This window comes from Pseudomonas sp. GW822-FHT06D10, from assembly GCF_058799535.1.
This window is the reverse complement of the sequence record NZ_JBXALN010000008.1, coordinates 313,398-331,750: the sequence shown is the minus strand read 5'-3', so window position 1 is coordinate 331,750 and position 18,353 is coordinate 313,398. Positions and strand designations below refer to the sequence as shown.

Sequence of the window (18,353 nt, the reverse complement as noted above, 5' to 3'; positions counted from 1 at the left end):
CATCGCCGATGGTAGTGTGGGGTTTCCCCATGTGAGAGTAGGTCATCGTCAAGATTAAATTCCGAAACCCCAACTGCACATGCAGTTGGGGTTTTGTTTTTGCACGTGGAAAATTTGCTCTTATTCGCAAACAAATTTGCACAGTTATTTTCGGATTGGAACACTAGAATAACCGTTACTTTCTCCACTCCCAGAGCCTTCTATGCCAGATCCGGTTGACGCCCCCGGGTTGTCAGAATTACCACTGGACGACCTGGTTGCCTGCCATGAATGCGACTTGCTGATGCGCAAGCCCAAGCTCGCCCTCGGTGAGAAAGCCCAGTGCCCTCGTTGTGGCTATGAGCTCTACGCGCACCGGCACAATGTGGTCGAACGCAGCCTGGCCCTGGTGATCGCGGCCTTGTTGCTCTATGTGCCGGCGAACTTTCTACCCATCATGCAGCTCAATCTACTGGGACAGTCTTCCGAGGACACGGTCTGGAGCGGTGTGCAGGGGCTGTTCGACACCGGGATGGAAGGCGTGGCGGTGGTGGTGTTCCTGTGCAGCATGGGCATTCCCCTGCTCAAGTTGATTTGTCAGCTTTTAGTCCTGCTGAGTATTCGTTGGGACATCGGCCGCAGTTACGGCCTGCTGCTCTATCGCATTTATCATCATCTGCGCGACTGGGGCATGCTCGAGGTCTACCTGATGGGGGTGCTGGTGGCCATCGTCAAGTTGGCCGACATGGCATCCATTACCGTGGGCCTGGGCCTGGTGTGTTTTATCAGTCTGTTGTTGGTGCAGGTCTGGCTGGAGGTGGTGATGTCGCCTCACCAGATCTGGCAAGCGTTATCGGGAGAGGACATACATGCGGGCGATTGAGGCAGGCATTCTGATCTGTACTGAATGCCACGAGTTGAATCGGCAGGAGGCTGACAGCGAAGAGCAGACCTGCACTCGCTGCGGGGCCATGGTTCATCCTCGTCGCCCCAATAGCATACTGCGCACCTGGGCGTTGCTGCTCACCGCCGCGATCCTCTACATCCCGGCCAACGTGCTGCCGATCATGACCGTCAGTTCCCTGGGCCAGGGTGACCCCAGCACCATCATGTCCGGGGTCATCCAGCTGGTGCAGCACGGCATGTTTCCCATCGCTGCGGTGGTGTTCGTCGCCAGTATCCTGGTGCCCACCTTCAAGCTGGTGGGCATTGCCCTGTTGTTGTTTTCGGTGCAACGTCACCAGCCGCTCTCGGCCCGACAGCGGATCATCATGTACCGCTTTATCGAGTTCATCGGCCGCTGGTCGATGCTGGATATCTTTGTCATCGCCATCCTGGTGGCGGTGGTCAACTTTGGCCGGCTGGCCAGCATCGAGGCCAATCTCGGTGCGGTTGCCTTTGCCAGCGTGGTGATTCTGACCATGCTGGCTGCAGTAACTTTCGATCCCCGACTGATCTGGGATAACACGGAGTCGGACGACGACCATGAGTGATTTGCCTACCGCCAAAACCCGCCCGGCCTCCAACTGGTCGGCTATCTGGGTATTGCCCCTGATTGCCCTGATCATCGGCGGCTGGCTGGGCTGGCGTGCCTACAGCCAGACCGGTATCGAGATCCAGTTGCGCTTTGAAAGCGGCGAGGGGATCCAGGCCAACAAGACTGAAGTGGTCTACAAGGGCATGCCCGTAGGTAAGGTCAAAACCCTGGCTCTGGACGATGAGGGCAACTCCAAGGGAGTGATTGCCACGGTCGAGATGAACAAGGACGTCGAACAGTACCTGAAGACCAACACCCGCTTCTGGCTGGTCAAACCCAGTGTCAGCCTGGCCGGGATCACTGGCCTGGAAACCCTGGTCTCGGGCAACTACATCGCCGTCAGCCCCGGGGATGGCGAGCCGAGCCGCAAGTTCAAGGCCCTGGCCGAAGAGCCTCCTTTATCTGATGCCAAACCGGGCCTGCACCTGACCATCAAGGCCGAGCGCCTGGGGTCGCTGAACCGTGGCAGCCCAGTGTTCTACAAGCAGATCCAGGTTGGCCAGATCAAGAGCTTCCTGCTCTCCGAAGACCAGAACACGGTAGAGCTCAAGGTCTATATCGAGCCCACCTATGCCAATCTGGTGCGCAAGCACACACGTTTCTGGAACGCCAGCGGCATCAGCATCGACGCCAACCTGTCCGGGGTAAAAGTACGCAGCGAGTCCCTGTCCAGCATCGTCGCCGGGGGGATCGCCTTTGCCACGCCGGAGAATCGCAAGGACAGCCCGCCCACCGACCCAAGCCTGCCGTTCCGTCTGTATGAGGACTTCGACGCCGCCCAGGCCGGGATCCGGGTCAAGGTCAAGCTCACCGATTTCGAAGGCCTGCAGGCCGGGCGCACCCCGGTGATGTACAAGGGCATCCAGGTGGGCAGCCTGAAAGCCCTGAAGGTCGACTCCGACCTGAGCAGCGCCACCGCCGAGCTGACTCTCGATCCCCTGGCCGAGGATTACCTGGTCCAGGGCACCCAGTTCTGGACCGTCAAGCCTTCGATCTCCCTGGCCGGCATCACCGGTCTTGAGGCCCTGGTCAAGGGTAACTACATCGCTATCCGTCCCGGCGACAAGGGCGCCGCGCCCCAGCGCGAGTTCGAGGCCCGGGCCAAGGCCCCGCCGCTGGACCTGCGTGCCCCCGGCCTGCACATGGTGCTGTTCACCGACAACCTGGGGTCGCTGGATGTCGGCAGCCCGATTCTCTATAAACAGGTCAAGGTCGGGTCGGTGCAGAGCTACCAGTTCTCCCACACCCGCAAGCAACTGGTGATCGGCGTCCACATCGAGAAGGAATATGAAGGCCTGGTCAACGGTTCGACGCGCTTCTGGAACGTCAGTGGCATCACCCTGACCGGGGGCCTGACCGGTGGTATCCAGATCAAGAGCGAGTCGCTGCAAAGCCTGATGGCGGGTGGCATCGCCTTCGAGACCCCGCTGCCCAACGTGCCGCTGAAAAAGCGCATTCCACGTTTCCGCCTGTTCGCCAACCAGGAGGAGGCGGCGCAGCGCGGCACCCTGGTGAGCATCAAGGTTGATCGCGCCGACGGCTTGCGGGCCGGCACGCCTGTACGCTTCAAGGGCCTGGACGTGGGCAAGCTGGAAGAAGTGACCCTCAGCGCCGACATGCAATCGGTCATGCTCAAGGCGCGGATCACCGAAGTGCCCGAGCGCATCGCCCGGGTCGGCAGCCAGTTCTGGGTGGTCAAGCCGGAGTTGGGCCTGATGAAGACCTCGAACCTGGAAACCCTGGTCACCGGCCAATACATCGAGGTCCAGCCTGCGACGAAGAGCCAGGGCGTGCAGACCAGTTTTGTCGCCTTGCCGCAACCGCCGGAAGCCAGCGTTCAGGAAGCCGGCCTGAGCCTGGTGTTGAGCGCTGCTCGGCGTGGCTCGCTGAAAGTCGGAGTGCCGGTAACCTACCGCGAAGTGGCGGTGGGCAAGGTGACCGGTTACGAGCTGGGCCAGACGGCCGATCGGGTACTGATCCACATCCTCATCGAACCCAAGTACGCACCGCTGGTTCGCAGTGGTACGCGCTTCTGGAACAGCAGTGGATTTGGTGTCGACTTTGGCCTGTTCAAAGGGGCGACGGTGCGTACCGAATCCCTGGAGACCCTGATCCAGGGGGGGATTGCCTTCGCGACGCCGGATGGCGAGCGCATGGGCAACCCGGCGCGGCCTCAGCAGACCTTCCCGCTGTTCGACAAGTTCGAAGAGGAATGGCTGACCTGGGCACCGAAGATCCCCCTGGGCAAATAACCTTCCTGTAGGAGCCGGCTTGCCGGCGAAGAGGCCCTCAGCCCTGCGTCGCGCCAGAGGACGCCTTCGCTGGCAAGCCAGCTCCTACAACAGCTTTCCCATAAAAAAGGCCGCGCTCGGAAGAGCGCGGCCTTTTTCGTTGCAGCGTTACGAAATCAGACTTCGTCCAGCTCCGCTTCTGCTTCCGGCTCTGCGTTCAGCACGGCCTTGACCTGATCGTGACGACGGATGAACTTCCAATCGGCCTCGTCGATGTAGATGCCGTTCGGTCCGCTGCCACCTTCCAGGTCGATGGCCACTTGGGCGGAAACCTGGGGCTTCACACTGGCCAGGATTGGCACGAAGCCCAGTTGCAGGCTGGTTTCCAGCAGCGCCGCCTGGTTGCGCTCGTCGATGTCCGCCGCCTCGTCGAGGTAGTAAGGCAGGCGGATGCGCCCGGCCTGGTCGCGGTCCATCAAGTGCAGCAACAGGTACATGTTGGTCAGCGCCTTGATGGTCATGGTGGTGCCGTTGGACGCCGCGCCATCGATGTCGGTGTGGATGACCGGCTGGCCGTTGACCTTGGTGATCTCGAACGCCAGTTCGAACAGGTCCTTGAGGCCCAGCTGGTTGTGGTTGGCCGCCACCAGCCGCGCCAGGTACTCCTTGGCTTCTTCGTTCTTGTTGTCCTGCTCGGCGCTCTGGCTCAGGTCGAACACCGACAGGGTCTCGCCTTCTTCGTATTGCCCGGCGCTGTGGATGATCTGGTCGATGTGCTTGAGGGCTTCCTTGTTCGGCGCCAGGACGATACGGAAGCTCTGCAGGTTGGACACCTGGCGCTTGTTGATCTCGCGGTTGAACAGCGCCAGCTGGTGTTCCAGGCTGTCGTAGTCGCTGCGGATATTGCGCAGGGTCCGGGCGATATCGGTGACCGCGGCGCGGCGCGCCTTGCCCAGGGTCAGGGCTTCGTCGGTGCGGTGGGCATAGGCGTTGATCAGCAGCTGCAGGCGCCGCTCTACGTCATCCTCGCTGTCGAACTTGGCCACGCCCTTGAGGCGCACCTGGGCATACAGTGCCTCGATCTGCCCGTCGACCCGCTGCAAGCCCTGCCAGCTGTCCTGGTAGTCGTTGAGCAATGGCAGCAGGTTGTCCATGGAATCGTCCACCGGGTCCATGAACGGCGTGCCGAAGGGCAGGTCTGCCGGCAGCAGCTGACGGCGACGCAGAGCGTCGTCCAGGGTGCGCTGCTTGGCTTCCATGTCGGCGATCTGCCGGCCCACCAGTTGCAGCTTCGCAGACAACTGCTGGACGCGCTCGGTGAAGGCGTCGCTGGAGCGCTTGAGTTCGTCCTGGGCGGCCTCCATCTGTGCCAGCTGCTCCAGCTTCTCGCCTTCCTCGGCGCTCAGAGTCTGAGCGCGGCGGAAGTCTTCCAGGGCCTTCTGGGCATCCAGTACCTGTTGGTACAGGGCTTCGGTCTGGGTCTTGCTGGCGGCGCGGTCGGCGGCCACGGCGGCCTGGGTCTTGAGCTGTTTGAGCTCTTTTTCCAGGCGTTCTTTCTGATCCCGCAGGGCGGCGCGGTCGGCCAGGGCCTGCAAGGCTGGCGGTTCGATGTGGGAGATGTCGATCGACAGCCCCGGCACTTCGAAGCGCTCGCCCTTGAAGCCGTCGAGGATCAGCTCCACCGACTTCACCCACTCGCCGTTGTCGTCCAGGGCAATGCCGTGTTCGCCCAGGGGCAGGCTGAACAGCGCGCTGTTGAACAGGCGCATCAGGCGCTCCACGTCCTGCTGGGAGAACTCTTCCCGCAGGCGGGCGTAGCTGTTGTTGTCGGCATGATCGAGCTGCTGCTTCACCGACTTCAGGCGTTTTTCCAGGTCCCGCAGGCGCTCTTCCAGGTCTTCGGCGGAGAATTGCCGGGACTGGGCCAGGGCGCCGGCCAGCTCGTCGTGAGCATCCTTGGCCGCCAGCAGTTGCTGTTCCAGGACCTTGACGTCATCCACCAGGGCGAAGCGGTGCTTGAGCACCGACAGCTCACCCAGCCAGCGCTGGGTACCGGTGATTTCCCGCTCCAGGCGCATCATTTCCTGGGTGCTGCTGCGCTGGTCGTTCTGCAGCGCGTCCTGCTCGTTGCGGTAATGCTCGGCCTGGATAGTCAGCTCTTCCTTGCGGGCGCCGGCGTAGTCCGACCAGGTGCCCAGCAGCGAGTCCAGCAACGGCGACAGGCGATGCAGCTTGCCCCGCAGAATGTCCCGCTGTTTCACGCCGTTGGCCAGGGCCTCCACCAGGGGGCCGGCGGCCACCAGGGAGTTGTAGTCCTGCTCCATGCGTCGTACGTCGCGGAAAGCTTCGTCGCACGCGGCGATGTAGTCGACGCTGCCGGAGCGCAGGCTGTGCTCGAAGGCGTCGAGGAACAGCTGCTTGAGCTTGGCCGCGGTGATTTCGCGCATGTGCAGCAGGTTGATGAACAACGCGCGGAAGGTCTTCAGGCTTTGCTCGCTGGTGGAGCGCAGCGGGATCAGGGTCAGGTCCAGGGGGATCGAGGTGTGGCCGCCCACCAGCAGGCGCCGCAGTTCATCGGGCTTGAGCTCATAGGCCTTGAGGCCCTGGCGCTCCAGGTTGGTGAACAGCTCTTTCTGCCGCAGGCAGGTGTCGTCCTTCTGGTAGTGCGCCAGGTCCAGCTGCCCGGCGTAGGCGAAGAACTGGTGGCCGAAACCGCCGCCCGGGCCGCGCCCGACCACGCCGATCACATGGGGGCCGTGGGGCAGCGAGACTTCCACCAGGATGTAGCTGGTGTCGGAAGCGAAGTAGAAGCGCCGGGATTGTTCCAGGCTGTACTTGCCGAAGCTCATGTCCGACATGCGTGCCAGGATCGGGAATTGCAGGGCGTTGATGGATGCCGACTTGCCCAGGTTGTTGGCCCCGTACACCGACAGCGGCTCTTCCAGGGGGAACAGGCCGAGGCTGTAGCCGGCGGTGTTCAGTAGGGCAAAGCGGCGGATGCCGTAGCGTTCCTTGCTCATGCGTCGAGCTCCTGTTCTTCGGCGATGGCTCGGGCCAGCGCGTCTTCTTCACTTTCTTCGGACTCGTCGAATTCGCTCAGGTCCAGCGGGTCATCGGTCTGCAGCAGTTTTTCGTCGCTGTCGTCGTCCACCAGCACCGGGGTCGGCAGCGGCAGCACGCTGTGCAGGCTGGCGGCCAGGTCGCGGTCCTGCTGGACCGACAGGCAGACATCGAGGAAGCGGTGCATCGGCGGCAGGAAGCGATAGATCCCCGGCTCCTCGGCGGCAAAACCCAGCTGGGTCATGCGGCGCATGATCTTCTCTTCCAGCTCTTCCTGGGTCTGCACTTCGGCCTGGATGAACAGGTCGCGGTATTTTTCCAGCAGCGACGGCAGTTCGTCGCGGCCCAGGCTGCCGCCGTCGAGCACGGCGATCGGGTCGCGGCCCTGGTCGGCCAGGTGCTCCACCAGGATGAAGGTGAACAGCGCCAGGCGCTGGGCGGTCTTGTTCACCTGGGCGGCGGCGTTGTCCGGCACGAAGTAGTAGAAGCCGCGGGTATCGCACACCAGCTCGAAGCCCAGGGCCTTGAACAGGGTGCGGTACTGGTCCTGGAAGTTCGACAGTTGGGCGTACAGCTCCGGGTCGCGGCGGCTGACGTGGTAACCCTTGAACAGCTCGCGGAAGATCGGCGCCAGCTGGGACAGTTCGGAAAGATCAAGATGCATTGGCGTTGCTCGCAGAATGCTCGGCGGCGTCATCGCGGGCCGAGAGCAGGGCGAAGGAGCGCAGGCTGACCTGGTGCTCCTGGGTGTGGTAGTCGCGGCGTTCGAGGCGCTCGCGCTTGAAGCGTTTTTCCCGGGACAGGCGCGAGAACCAGTACAGCAGTTCGTCGGTGGCGCCATCGGGCTCCTGGTCCAGCAGCCAGCTCATCAGGTCCGGCATCGGCAGGGCGTCTTCGCAGCGCTCGAGCATTTCCCGGACCGTGCGCGGTGCCTTGGGGGCCACGCCCTTGTGGGTCTTGTGGGCCTTGGGGAAGCGCGCGGGCTTGGGTTCGAAGCGGGCCAGGGCGTAGACATAGGCTTCCACCTGGCCGGAGCTGCCGAGGAAGGTGCTTTGCGGACGGGTGAACATCGGCATGGCGGCCTGGGGCACGGCGTCGATGCCCTTGCGGCGGATGGCCGACAGGGCCAGGGCCGCGCCGCGGGTCACGGCGTTATGACGGCGCGCCTCCTCACGCAGCGGCAGCAGCAGTTCCCGGGCGTGGCGCAGGGTCAGTTGGGCGCTGGTCTGCATTTCCAGGATCCGCGCGTGGGTGCGCAGCAGCATGTCGTCGTCCACCAGGTGGCCCAGGCGCTGCTGTTCGGTGAGCATGCGCAGCAGGACGTTCTCCACCTTGCGCACGCCCTGTTCGAAGGCGCCGTCGGCGTTCACCAGTTGGATCATCGGTTCGACGTATTCGTCCCAGGTGGCCAGCACCTCGGCATAGCGCTGGCGCAGGGGGATCTGCCGGTCGCTGGTCTTGGCCCGCTCGGCAACGGCCACCAGGGCCTGTTCGTCGTTGGCGAGCTTCTTCAGGACATCGCGCACGCGCATGTCCAGCAGCCGCAGCTGGCGCGCCAGGTCGTTGCCGTCGCGCACGTCGAAGGCGTCCTGGATGTAACCGGCCAGGCGCTCGAGGTGGCGCAGGTAGGCTTCGATCTCCAGGCACAGGCCCAGGCGGTGCTCACGGCGCAGGTAGGCGAGGAAGTCGTGGATCTGCGCATTGAGCTCGAAACGGTTCGGGCTTTTCGCCACCGGGACCAGGATGTCCAGGCGTATCCATACGTCCAGCAGGTGGGTGATGTCCTGGGGCGTGCTGTCCAGTTGTTGGGCAGCCAGCTGTGAACGCAGTTCGGCAAGACTCAGGGTGCCTTGGTCGAAGTGCTCGCACAGCGGCTCCAGAAGTGCCCAGTGTTCGGCGAGGGCGCGCAAGACGCGCTTGGGTTCGATCATCGGAATGGCCGGCTGGTTGGCAATGAAAAGCGGCGATTGTACTGCATCAGGGGGCTGACGATTCACCCCCAGGTCCAGGTATGAGACGGACAGTCGCTTTTGTGCGCAATCAACTGCGGGCGATCTTCGGCGAAGGACGGTAGAATCCCCCACCTCAGTTATCCACAAGTGGCCGACCTTTGCTTATCGAGTCCCGTCGTCGCGCTTATCTGTCCGCCATGCAGGTGGTCAGTTGGCTGCCGCGCAGCGAATTGCCCTTTGCCGCCCCTTCGCGCCCCGAGTTGCTGGCCCTGCCGGAACCGGAGGTGGAGGCGCCGCCTGCCCCTGTGGTCGAGGCCAAGGCCCCCGCGGCGCCGGCGGCAAGGAACGTCGAACGGCCGAAGATCGAGGTGCCGCGCCCCTCCACCGCCCCTGCGCGCCCAGCCAGCAAGGCGCTGACCGAGGGCGAAGAGGCCCCGGCCCCGGTGGTCAAGGCCCCGGTGGTACCGCCGCCACGTTTTGCCCTGCAGTTGCTGCGGGCCGGCCGTTGCCTGCTGCTGGTGGAGTTACCCACAGGCGAAGCCTTCCAGAGCCGCGACCCGGCCTACCTGTTGCTCAAGGACATGCTGCGCGCCGCCGGCCTGCCGGACAGCCCGCAGATCCTCGCCGAGCCGGTGCGCTGGCCGATGCTGACCCGGGGCAACCTGGACCAGGGCCCCGAGGCTGCGCGGGATTTCGTCCAGGCCTTTGTCGGCGTGCGGATCGAGCAGGAACCCTGTGTCTGCCTGTGGCTGATCGGCCTGCCGGCGGTGCGATTTGCCGGCGAGGCGAATGCCGAATCCTACAACCGCGAACTCCAGGTCGAAGGCCTGGGTTCGGCCTGGGCCCTGCCTGGCCTGGAACTATTGATGGAAGAGCCACAGCGTAAGGCTGATGTCTGGCAAGCCATGCGTCGCTTGATGACGCGCTGGAAAAGCACTGATGAGCAAAATGACCAATGAGTGACGCGTTGACCTTCCGCCTGGCCACCGAAGCGGACCTGGATAGCATCCTGAAAATCGAATATGCGGCGTTCAGCCACCCCTGGACCCGGGGCATTTTCATGGATGCCTTCAAGTCCTACGAGGTCTGGCTGATGTTCGAAGGCAGCCAGCAAGTGGGCCACGGGGTGATCCAGGTGATCATCGACGAAGCGCATCTGCTGAACATCACCGTCAAGCCGGAAAGCCAGGGCCGCGGCCTGGGCCTGCGGTTGCTGGAAGAGCTGATGAAGCGCGCCTACCAGAAGGACGCCCGGGAGTGTTTCCTGGAAGTGCGCTCCAGCAACCAGACCGCCTATCGGTTATACGAGCGTTATGGCTTCAATGAAGTGGGGCGCCGCCGCGACTACTACCCGGCGGTAGGCGGTCGCGAAGACGCCCTGGTCATGGCCTGCACGCTGGTCGACTGAGCCTTTAACCGCACGCGGGCCAATGTAGGCGCTGGCTTGCCAGCGAAGGCGCCATTCGGGGCGATGCACGGCTTGAGGGCCTCTTCGCCGGCAAGCCGGCTCCTGCGGGAGAGCGCGCCATTGAATGCGGTGCAGGGCTCAGGGCTTGCCGTCCAGCGGGTCGCGGCGGGCCAGTTCGGCTTCATCCAGGCCATTGCCGCCACCAATGTTCTCTTCTTCGACAATACTCAGGTCCCAGTCGGCCGGTTTGTCGGCACCGGCCTCATGGGCGGAGCGGGCGCCGTCTTCGCGGATCAGGGTTTCCGGGCTCAGGTCATCATCGCTTGCACCGTCGTCCGTGACGCGGTTGCTGGCGCGGGCGGCGGGTTCGTCGTCATCGAAATGCAGCTCCTCCATGGAGCCCATGCGGTCCTGATCGTCGTCGATGGGTTCGGGCTGGGGGGCGTTGTAGGGGCGTCGTGATTCGTTCATGGCGATTACTCATACTTCGGGACTGGATAAAGGGTGGACCCTTGCACGCCCCTGAAGATTCCCCCGCAAGGGATGGCCGGTATCTGTAGCAATAGGCGTGACCTCGACGGGCGGCCGTCTGTCAAAGCAGTGCATCATTCTTGAGGCTTCACAGCATGAACGAACTACAAGATCTGATTGATAACAACGAGCGTTGGGCCGAAGCGATCAAGCAGGAAGATCCGGACTTCTTCTCCAAACTGGCTCGCCAGCAGACCCCGGAATACCTGTGGATCGGCTGTTCGGACGCGCGGGTGCCGGCCAACGAGATCGTCGGCATGCTGCCGGGCGATCTGTTCGTGCACCGCAATGTGGCCAACGTGGTACTGCACACCGACCTCAATTGCCTGTCGGTGATCCAGTACGCGGTGGATGTACTCAAGGTCAAGCACATCCTGGTTACCGGCCACTACGGCTGTGGCGGCGTGCGCGCCTCTATGCAGGATCGCCAGCTGGGCCTGATCGACGGCTGGCTGCGTTCGATCCGCGACCTGTACTACGAGCACCGTGAAGCGCTGGGGCAGTTGCCCACGGAAGAAGAGCGGGTCGACCGTCTGTGCGAACTGAACGTGATCCAGCAGGTGGCCAACGTCGGCCATACCAGCATCGTGCAGAACGCCTGGCATCGCGGGCAGAGCCTGTCGATCCACGGTTGCATCTACGGCATCAAGGACGGTCGCTGGAAGAGCCTGAACGCCACCATCAGCGGCTTCGAGCAGTTGCCGCCGCAGTATCGGCTGCGTCCGGTAGGCGCGGTCTGATCGTCGCTGGCCGCAGGCGGCGATAGGGCGCAGGCTTGCGGGCTCTGTCAGAGCACCGCGACCCTGCGGGTCGATCGCAGCCTGCGGCAGCGGCTACAGGTTGAGCGGCCGGCTCAGAGGTGCGGTACCTCGGTGCTTGGCGCCGGTGCCGGGGCCTTGAGCTGGTTGAGCTGGGTCTTGACCGGTGCACTGGTGCATTTGGCCGCGGCTTGCTGCTCGCTCAGCTTGCGCACCGAGGTGTAGAACAGCTCGCAGGTCTGCACTTTCTGCGTCACCTGCCAGGTCTGGGTGCAACTGCCGAGCAGGGTGCTCGGGTCCGTCCCCGGCTTGCTGCCCATGCCGGCCTGCCAGCAGGCCGCGCTCAGGTCCTGGCCCATCACTTTCAACCCCGCGGCATCGGCCTTGGCCTGGTCATCGTCGTAATTCGCCGGGTCTGCCGCGTACCAGATATAGCTCGGGTGGTTGGAGCCCAGCACCGGCACCTTGACCCCCTCGCTGGGGCTGATCTGTGCCAGGCCCAGCACATTCACCGTGACCCCGTACTGCTGTTTGAGCCAATTGCGCACCGGTGCGCCGAAGGCCACCATCGGCAGGGCCGCGCCGCTGGTGCTCTGGCTGACCTGCTTGACCATGCTGGTCTGGTAGCTGTTGAAGTAGCTGTAGACCCCCTCCAGGTCCTTGCCGGCACTCGATGGCGCGGCAATCGGCGCGATGTCGACGATGGTCTGGTAGGCCGGGGTCTGCTCGGCGGCGATGCCGTTGGCCGTCAACAGGGTTGCCCAGCGGTCGGTGGTGGCCGACTCCAGATAGTCCTGGGCCTGGGTCAATGAATAGTCCGGCGGGAAGTGCAGCAGCTCGACGCTCTTGCGGTTTTCCAGGGCCATGCCCAGGGGCAGGAACAGGTACCAGCTGTAGGCCCATTTGCCATCGGCATTGAGCTGGCTGGCGCCCTTGTAGGCCAGGTCGCCGGCATCCAGCAGGGCACTCAGGGGCTTGTCGTAGCCGTCCGGCACACCGCTGATGGAGGCCAGGACCTTGTCGCCGGTGGTCTTGACACTGACTTTTGCAGCGCTGTAGCCGTCACGCTGCACGCTCTGGGTCAGGTAGTGAGCCACCGTCTCCTCCAGGGTCCAGTTGCGATAGCAGATCACGTTGCAGTTGTTGGGGTAGGCGAAGAGTTGGGTGACGCGCTGGGGGCTGCCCAGATCGACTTCGACATCGGCCTGTGCCGTCGCGCTCAGGGCAGCAGCGGTCAGCGCCAGGGTCATTCCTGCGAATTTGAACATGCTCAGATCCTTTTCAGCGTGAACCCCTTCGAAGGGGGGGCAGGACATACTGAAACAGCACCGAGCGGAGAAACAGCCGGGAGTGAAAAAATATCCATTGCCCCGGCCGCGCAGGGTTCAACCAGGCATGAGGCGCGTCCAGGGAAACCCCGGGGCATGGAGCTGACAGACCCGGATGACCACGATCATGACGACCAGATAGATCGGCTGCCAGGGGCTGAAGTGATTCCAGTGCAAGGCGCCCAGCCAGGGGCTGCGGGCACAGAAATCCGGGTCCGGCTGGCCGATGCGCCGCGAATGCAGCAGGCCGATCAGCACAAAGCCCAGGTAGGCCAGTATCCCCAGGGCCCCCAGCCAATAGCCGAACAGGCCCAGCATGACCGCTTGCGGCACCCCGTGGCGCAGCACCAGCCAGTGCTGGTGCGGATTCAGGCGCTTGGGCACCAGGCGCTCGCTCAACCACAGGTCGATGGCCAGCAGGCGGGCGATCGCAGGGGCCCAGGTGTTGAGCAGGATCAGCCCGAAAAGCGCCAGGACACCCCCACAGAACAGCCCCATCATCACTGCAAGTTCTTTGCTGTGTTGGGGCTTGTCCATGAAGTACAGGCTCAGGGCCAACCCCATGGCGACCCCTGACCTGATCCAGCTGTCCACGCCCTGCGGACGCGGCATCAGGTTCTGCCAGAAAAACACATCGCTGCGAGGCAGCCGCTCCAGCAGCGCCGGGAAACGCGAGGCCAGGGTCTGCGACAGTTCCATGCAGGCCTGCCAATGTTCGTCTTCGAAGTGCCGGGTCAGGGCGACCTGGCGACGTCGGGGCATGGGGTTCAGCAGCAGGCGAGCCGCAGCAACGTCCGGCGTCGCTTCGCCGGGTTCCCCGGCCTTGGCCAGCAGCTCCTGATAGAAGGCCTCCTGCTGGCAGCGCTCGATCAGCGACTGCCAGAGCCACGCCGGTTCAGGGGTGTTGCCACGGCTTTCGTCCCAGCCGAACACCTGGCATACCCGATCGAACAAGGGTACCTGCCAGGCTTGCTGCTGCAGCAACTGCAGCATTTCATGCTGCCAGTTCTGGCGATGATCGAAGATCCGCAGCCAGGGTTGTGCGCAGTAGCTCGTCAGGCGTTCGAGGAAGGCCCGCTCCTGGCCGGCTTGCAGCAACGCTTCCAGCGTCCGGCGGTATTCCTGCAACAGCGTCTTGACCAGGAATGCCTCTTGCCAGGCCTCCATGGGCGGTTGTTGCCAGGGTGTCAGCCAGTCCAGATGCTCGGCGGCCCAGCCGATGATCGCGGCGTATTGCTCGGGGTGGGCGCAGCACGCCACCAGCAGGCGCTGCAGGAAATCGTCCTCGCAGCCCTGCTGCCGAGCCTGTTGCCAGCGCTCTGGCAGGTTCTCGACGCTCAGCCCCTTGAGCAGCGGCAATGCGCTAGTGGCTGGAGCGGGTAGGGGGGCGGGATCCTGCGGGGCGGGCGGGACCCAGTCCGCCAGCGGTTCGACGGACAGGGGGACGTCTTCAAGCAGGCTGGCCCATTGCTGGGCCTGGGAAGGGCCCCTCGGCGTTGGCCGCGGGGCGGCCGCGTCCATCTCTATCAGGCCCGACCAGGCCTGCAGGTTGTCCGGGGGCGGTGCCTTAGTGGAGGCGGCCTGGATCACCGCGACTTCATCCGCGATCTCTTCCCGCCAGCGGGCCAGTTGCAGCGCCCGCTCATAGGCTTCACGCAGGCGCTGGAAGCCTTCGGCATCCTCGTCCGGACGGGTGATCTTCAACTGCCGGGCATAGCTGCGCTTGATGCTGCGTTCGTCGGCGTCCTCGGGCAACTCCAGCAGGGACCAGCAATCCATGTTGCCGCTCCTCAGTGCCAGTGGCCGTTTTCCAGGTGTTGCAGTTGTTCACTGAGCTGGCTGCGCACTTCGCGGATCTTGCGCTCGTCCTGGGTTTCCAGCACTTGCTGGAATTGCCCGGCCCAATAGCCGATCTGTTCGCGCAACTCCCCCAGGCTCTCCTGATACAGGCGTTCCAGTCGGGCGCTGAGCAGCGTGTTGACCTGCTGGTCGCGGGGGTGAATCTTCAATTGCGCCAGGGCCTTGAGGCGCTCCTGGATTTCTTCCGGAGTCAGCACGCCGGGGTTGTTTTCGATCACCAGGGAATGGCTTTCCCCGGTCAGCGGGATGCTCACCTGAGCTTCCAGCAGGCCGTTGATGTCGTAGGTGAAGCGCACGTCCAGCGAGACTTCGCCGGCGGGGCGCTTGGGCACGCGCATTTCCAGCTGGCCCAGAGCGACGTTGTCGCGCACCAGGCGGCTTTCGCCCTGGAAGATCTTCAGCAGCACCTGCTCCTGGTTGTCATGCAGGGTCTGCACGGTCTTGACCCGGCTTACCGGCACCACGCTGTTGCGCTCGATGATCGGCAGGTAGTGCCCGCTCTCGATCTGGTTGCCGTATTGCTGGGAGGTCTCGATCCCCAGGGTGTAGGAGCAGACGTCGGTCAGCACTACTTCTTCCAGGGCCGCCGAGCGTGCCTTGAGGGCCGCCTGGACCGCCGCGCCCTGGGCCACCACCTGGTCGGGATCGAGGCTGATGGAGGGAAAGCGCCCGAACAGCCCTGCCGCCAGCTTGCGCACCAGGGGCATGCGGGTGGCGCCGCCCACCAGGAGGATTTCATCCAGGTCGCTGACGCGGATCCGTGCATCGCGCAGGGCGCGTTCGATGGGCGCCCGCAGGCGTTCCAGCAGCGGCGCATAGAGGCTGGCCAGTTGCGCCTGGGTGATGCTCTGGGTCCATTGCCGGCCATCGACCCGCAGGCTGAATTCGGTGCTGGGCTCCTGGCCGAGGGCGCGGCGCACGCGCTCGGCTTCCCGGCGCAGTGCCTGGAGCACGCTCTGGCGTTCGGGAAAGCCCGCGGCCTGGGCCTGCTGTTCGAGGAAGTGTTCCAGCAGCAGGTTGTCGAAGTCCTCGCCGCCGAGGAAGTTGTCGCCGGCGCTGGCGCGGACTTCCATGACCCCGTCGAACAGCTCCAGGATCGACACGTCGAAGGTGCCGCCACCGAGGTCGAAGACCAGGAACGAGGTTTCCCGGTCACGCTGGTGCAGGCCGTAGGCCAGGGCTGCGGCGGTGGGTTCGTTGATCAGTTTTTCCACCTTGAGCCCGGCCAGTTCGCCGGCAATCCGCGTGGCCTTGCGCTGGGCATCGCTGAAGTAGGCTGGCACGCTGATCACCGCTTCCTCCACCGGTTCGCCATAGGCCCGCTCAACGTCTTCCTTGAGGCTCTTGAGCACCAGGGCCGAGAGTTCTTCGGGGCGGTAGGTACGTTCCCCCAGGCGCACTTCGGTGGCGCTGCCCATGTAGCGCTTGAACAGCGCCGTGGTGAGCTGCGGGTGCGTGTGCAGGCGCTCCCTGGCGGCTTGCCCCACCAGGATCCGGCCTTCGTCGTCCAGGCCCACCACGCTGGGGGTGAGCAGTTCGCCGAGGGCATTGGGCACCAGCTCGCTGGCGGTTTCGCGCCAGACCGCGACCAGGCTGTTGGTGGTCCCCAGGTCGATACCTACGATCATGACGACGAACTCCCTTTCCAATCGGAAAACAGATGAAACAAATAGGTGGCGCGCAGGATATTACCCGCCGGGTGGATGGGTAAAGTGGGTGATGTTATATGGCTATCATTTGTGCCGGTGCCGCAGAACCGAAGCCGGGCTTGGGTTTCGGTTCTGCGGTGGCAGGTGGGCCCGTTGCGGGCCCGGCCGGGGTCAGGCCGTGAAGTGCAGGGCGTTGGTCAGGTCGCCCATGGGCTTCTGGCCCCGGGCGATCATGGCCTGGTCACGTTCCTTGATGCCGTCCAGGGTTTCCAACTGGAACACCCGGGTGATCAGCCGCAGGATCGAGGCGGTGTCGTACACCGTGTGGTCCACCGTGCCCTTGCGGGCGAACGGCGATACCACCAGCGCCGGAATCCGCGTGCCCGGGCCCCAGCGGTCGCCCTGGGGCGGCGCCACGTGGTCCCACCAGCCGCCGTTTTCGTCAACGGTGACGATCACCACCATGTTTTTCCACTGCGGGCTTTCCCGCAGCACTTTCAATGCCCGGTCGATATGCCGGTCGCCGGCGGCCACGTCGGCATAGCCGGCGTGCAGGTTGAGGTTGCCCTGGGGCTTGTAGAAGGTCACCGCCGGCAGCTTGCCGGCCTCGGCATCGGCGAAGAACTTGTTGGTGCTCGACTCATCGCCCAGGCCGCCGTCGCGCAGGCGCTTGGCCCGTTCGGCGGGGTTTTCCGGGCCCTGGCGCACGAAGTAGTTGAAGGGTTGGTGGTGGTACTGGAAGTTGGGGATCTTGGGAATCCCGCCGGAATCCTTGAACTGCTCCAGGGTCGCCTGCCAGGCGCCGCCGTACCAGGCCCAGTCGACGTTCTTTTTCGACAGCTTGTCGCCGATGTGTTCGTGGGTTTGAGGCACCAGTACGCTGGGCAGGTCCGGCTTGGCGTAGTCCGGGCGCTCCGGGTCGCGGATCCAGGTCGGCCAGTAGGGCGGGGCCATGGTATTGACCGCGTAACCGTCCGGGGTCAGGGCGCTGGGACCGAACTGCGGAGCGCCGTCCATGGCACTGGCCGGGGACTTGTCCAGGGGCTTGAGGCGGGTGCCCTTGGGGTCGTCGCCCTGCAGGGTGGCGATCTGCGACTTGGCCACCGAGTTGGCGGCATCGGGGTAGAACGGCACCTTGGCGCTGATCAGGTACTGGTGGTTGAGGAACGAGCCACCGAATGCCCCCTGGAAGAAGTTGTCGCAGAGCACGAACTCCCGAGCCACGTCCCACAGGCGCAGGGAGTAGCGGGTCTGGGCGTAGTGGCCCATGGTCAGGGCGCCGGAGTCGGCCCAGGCCACGAAGCTGTCGTTCTTGCCGCCGTTGATCTGCATCTGGTTCTGGTAGAACACGTGCCACAGGTCGCGGGTCACCAGGCCCAGGGGCAGGTCCTCGCCACTGGGCCCCTTGAGGGCGAAGGGGGCATTGGGCAGGTTTTCCTGGAACTGGGTTTCCACCGGGTAGGTGATGCCGTCCAGGGTCTGCGGGCCCACCTGGAGAATGCCGCCCCAGATCGGCGGCAGTTTCTGCAACAGGTTGCCGTCGCGGTCGCGCTGCTGGAAGTCTTCGGGCTTGAGGGCCGAGAGCGGTTTCTCCACCCCGGGAAAGTTGGCGAACAGGTTGTTGAAGCTGCGGTTCTCGGCGAACAGTACCACTACGTTCTTCACCTGCGCCTGCAGCGTCTTGTCCAGTTCGGCCGGGGACAAGAGGCGTTCCACCGGCGGTTTGCCTCCTGGCTCGCCGGGCTGGCCGCAGGCGCTCAGGGTGGCGCCGACCCCCAGAACCGCAACGCCGCCTAGGAAGCGGCGGCGGCTGGTATCGGTAGGCTGGTCGGTGGCGGATTCGGGGGTGTCGCGCAGGTCGGTATCGTCGCTCATGTCGGCTCCTTGCTCGGCTCTCTGAGGATTCGTTACAAAGTATTTCGGTCGCACGTTAACAACCGAATATGACGCAAAGGCTACAGGAATGCGGCACGGCCTGGCTGTCTGGGCCCTGGATAAATCTGCGATTGGGCCGACGGGCCGTTATCCACAGGCCCGCTGTGCAGCGGGCCTGTGGCTCT

General features: G+C 64.2%; 14 protein-coding genes. 6 read left to right on the top strand and 8 right to left on the bottom strand.

Translation table 11 applies throughout. The features are described from left to right. Positions 1 to 202 precede the first annotated feature (202 nt). From AC1RL5_RS26005 to AC1RL5_RS25995, 3 genes are read left to right on the top strand one after another with little or no spacing between them, the layout of a single operon-like run. Positions 203 to 862 (top strand): paraquat-inducible protein A, encoded by a 660-nt coding sequence (locus tag AC1RL5_RS26005; RefSeq protein WP_041119907.1) that lies wholly within the window; start codon positions 203 to 205, stop codon positions 860 to 862. Then, positions 849 to 1,472, top strand: coding sequence for a paraquat-inducible protein A (locus tag AC1RL5_RS26000; protein ID WP_015637044.1), 624 nt, complete (start codon positions 849 to 851; stop codon positions 1,470 to 1,472). Before AC1RL5_RS26005 ends, AC1RL5_RS26000 begins: the two co-directional genes overlap by 14 nt. Continuing rightward, complete coding sequence (locus AC1RL5_RS25995; RefSeq protein ID WP_011063484.1) at positions 1,465 to 3,768, top strand: PqiB family protein; 2,304 nt, start codon at positions 1,465 to 1,467, stop codon at positions 3,766 to 3,768. The genes AC1RL5_RS26000 and AC1RL5_RS25995 overlap by 8 nt, the downstream gene beginning before the upstream one ends. Positions 3,769 to 3,923: 155 nt before the next feature. On the opposite strand, the gene mksF is transcribed toward AC1RL5_RS25995, so the two are convergent. The 3 genes from mksF to mksB are packed head-to-tail and all read right to left on the bottom strand — an operon-like array spanning position 3,924 to position 8,738. Next, positions 3,924 to 6,767 (bottom strand): Mks condensin complex protein MksF, encoded by a 2,844-nt coding sequence (gene mksF, locus AC1RL5_RS25990; RefSeq protein ID WP_015637042.1) that lies wholly within the window; start codon positions 6,765 to 6,767, stop codon positions 3,924 to 3,926. Continuing rightward, a complete protein-coding gene (gene mksE / locus AC1RL5_RS25985) occupies positions 6,764 to 7,471 on the bottom strand; it encodes an Mks condensin complex protein MksE (RefSeq protein WP_047285462.1) in 708 nt (235 codons plus the stop codon). Before mksE ends, mksF begins: the two co-directional genes overlap by 4 nt. Then, positions 7,461 to 8,738, bottom strand: coding sequence for an Mks condensin complex protein MksB (gene mksB / locus AC1RL5_RS25980; RefSeq protein WP_026020016.1), 1,278 nt, complete (start codon positions 8,736 to 8,738; stop codon positions 7,461 to 7,463). Before mksB ends, mksE begins: the two co-directional genes overlap by 11 nt. A gap of 179 nt (positions 8,739 to 8,917) precedes the next feature. Here mksB and AC1RL5_RS25975 point away from each other — a divergent pair, with 179 nt between their 5' ends. Together AC1RL5_RS25975 and rimI are read left to right on the top strand one after the other, a co-directional pair. Continuing rightward, the gene (locus AC1RL5_RS25975) at positions 8,918 to 9,718 is read left to right on the top strand and encodes a hypothetical protein (RefSeq protein ID WP_011063480.1); all 801 of its coding nucleotides are present in this window, start codon (positions 8,918 to 8,920) and stop codon (positions 9,716 to 9,718) included. Then, positions 9,715 to 10,167, top strand: coding sequence for a ribosomal protein S18-alanine N-acetyltransferase (rimI, locus tag AC1RL5_RS25970; RefSeq protein ID WP_011063479.1), 453 nt, complete (start codon positions 9,715 to 9,717; stop codon positions 10,165 to 10,167). Before AC1RL5_RS25975 ends, rimI begins: the two co-directional genes overlap by 4 nt. 138 nt (positions 10,168 to 10,305) lie before the next feature. Here rimI and AC1RL5_RS25965 read toward each other — a convergent pair whose 3' ends face one another. Beyond that, a complete protein-coding gene (locus tag AC1RL5_RS25965; protein ID WP_011063478.1) occupies positions 10,306 to 10,638 on the bottom strand; it encodes a hypothetical protein in 333 nt (110 codons plus the stop codon). Between the two features lie 155 nt (positions 10,639 to 10,793). On the opposite strand from AC1RL5_RS25965, the gene can reads away from it, so the two are divergent. Next, the gene (gene can / locus AC1RL5_RS25960; protein WP_011063477.1) at positions 10,794 to 11,438 is read left to right on the top strand and encodes a carbonate dehydratase; all 645 of its coding nucleotides are present in this window, start codon (positions 10,794 to 10,796) and stop codon (positions 11,436 to 11,438) included. A gap of 113 nt (positions 11,439 to 11,551) precedes the next feature. Here the strand turns inward: can and AC1RL5_RS25955 are convergent, their stop codons facing one another. From AC1RL5_RS25955 to AC1RL5_RS25940, 4 genes are all read right to left on the bottom strand, one after another. Beyond that, a complete protein-coding gene (locus AC1RL5_RS25955; protein ID WP_041120710.1) occupies positions 11,552 to 12,724 on the bottom strand; it encodes a hypothetical protein in 1,173 nt (390 codons plus the stop codon). A 117-nt stretch (positions 12,725 to 12,841) separates the two neighbouring features. Then, positions 12,842 to 14,563: a J domain-containing protein gene (locus AC1RL5_RS25950; RefSeq protein WP_492589905.1), complete on the bottom strand. Its 1,722-nt coding sequence runs from the start codon at positions 14,561 to 14,563 to the stop codon at positions 12,842 to 12,844. 11 nt (positions 14,564 to 14,574) lie between these two features. Further along, complete coding sequence (locus AC1RL5_RS25945) at positions 14,575 to 16,272, bottom strand: molecular chaperone HscC (RefSeq protein ID WP_492589903.1); 1,698 nt, start codon at positions 16,270 to 16,272, stop codon at positions 14,575 to 14,577. A gap of 192 nt (positions 16,273 to 16,464) precedes the next feature. Further along, complete coding sequence (locus tag AC1RL5_RS25940; RefSeq protein ID WP_492589901.1) at positions 16,465 to 18,168, bottom strand: acid phosphatase; 1,704 nt, start codon at positions 18,166 to 18,168, stop codon at positions 16,465 to 16,467. Positions 18,169 to 18,353: the final 185 nt, after the last annotated feature.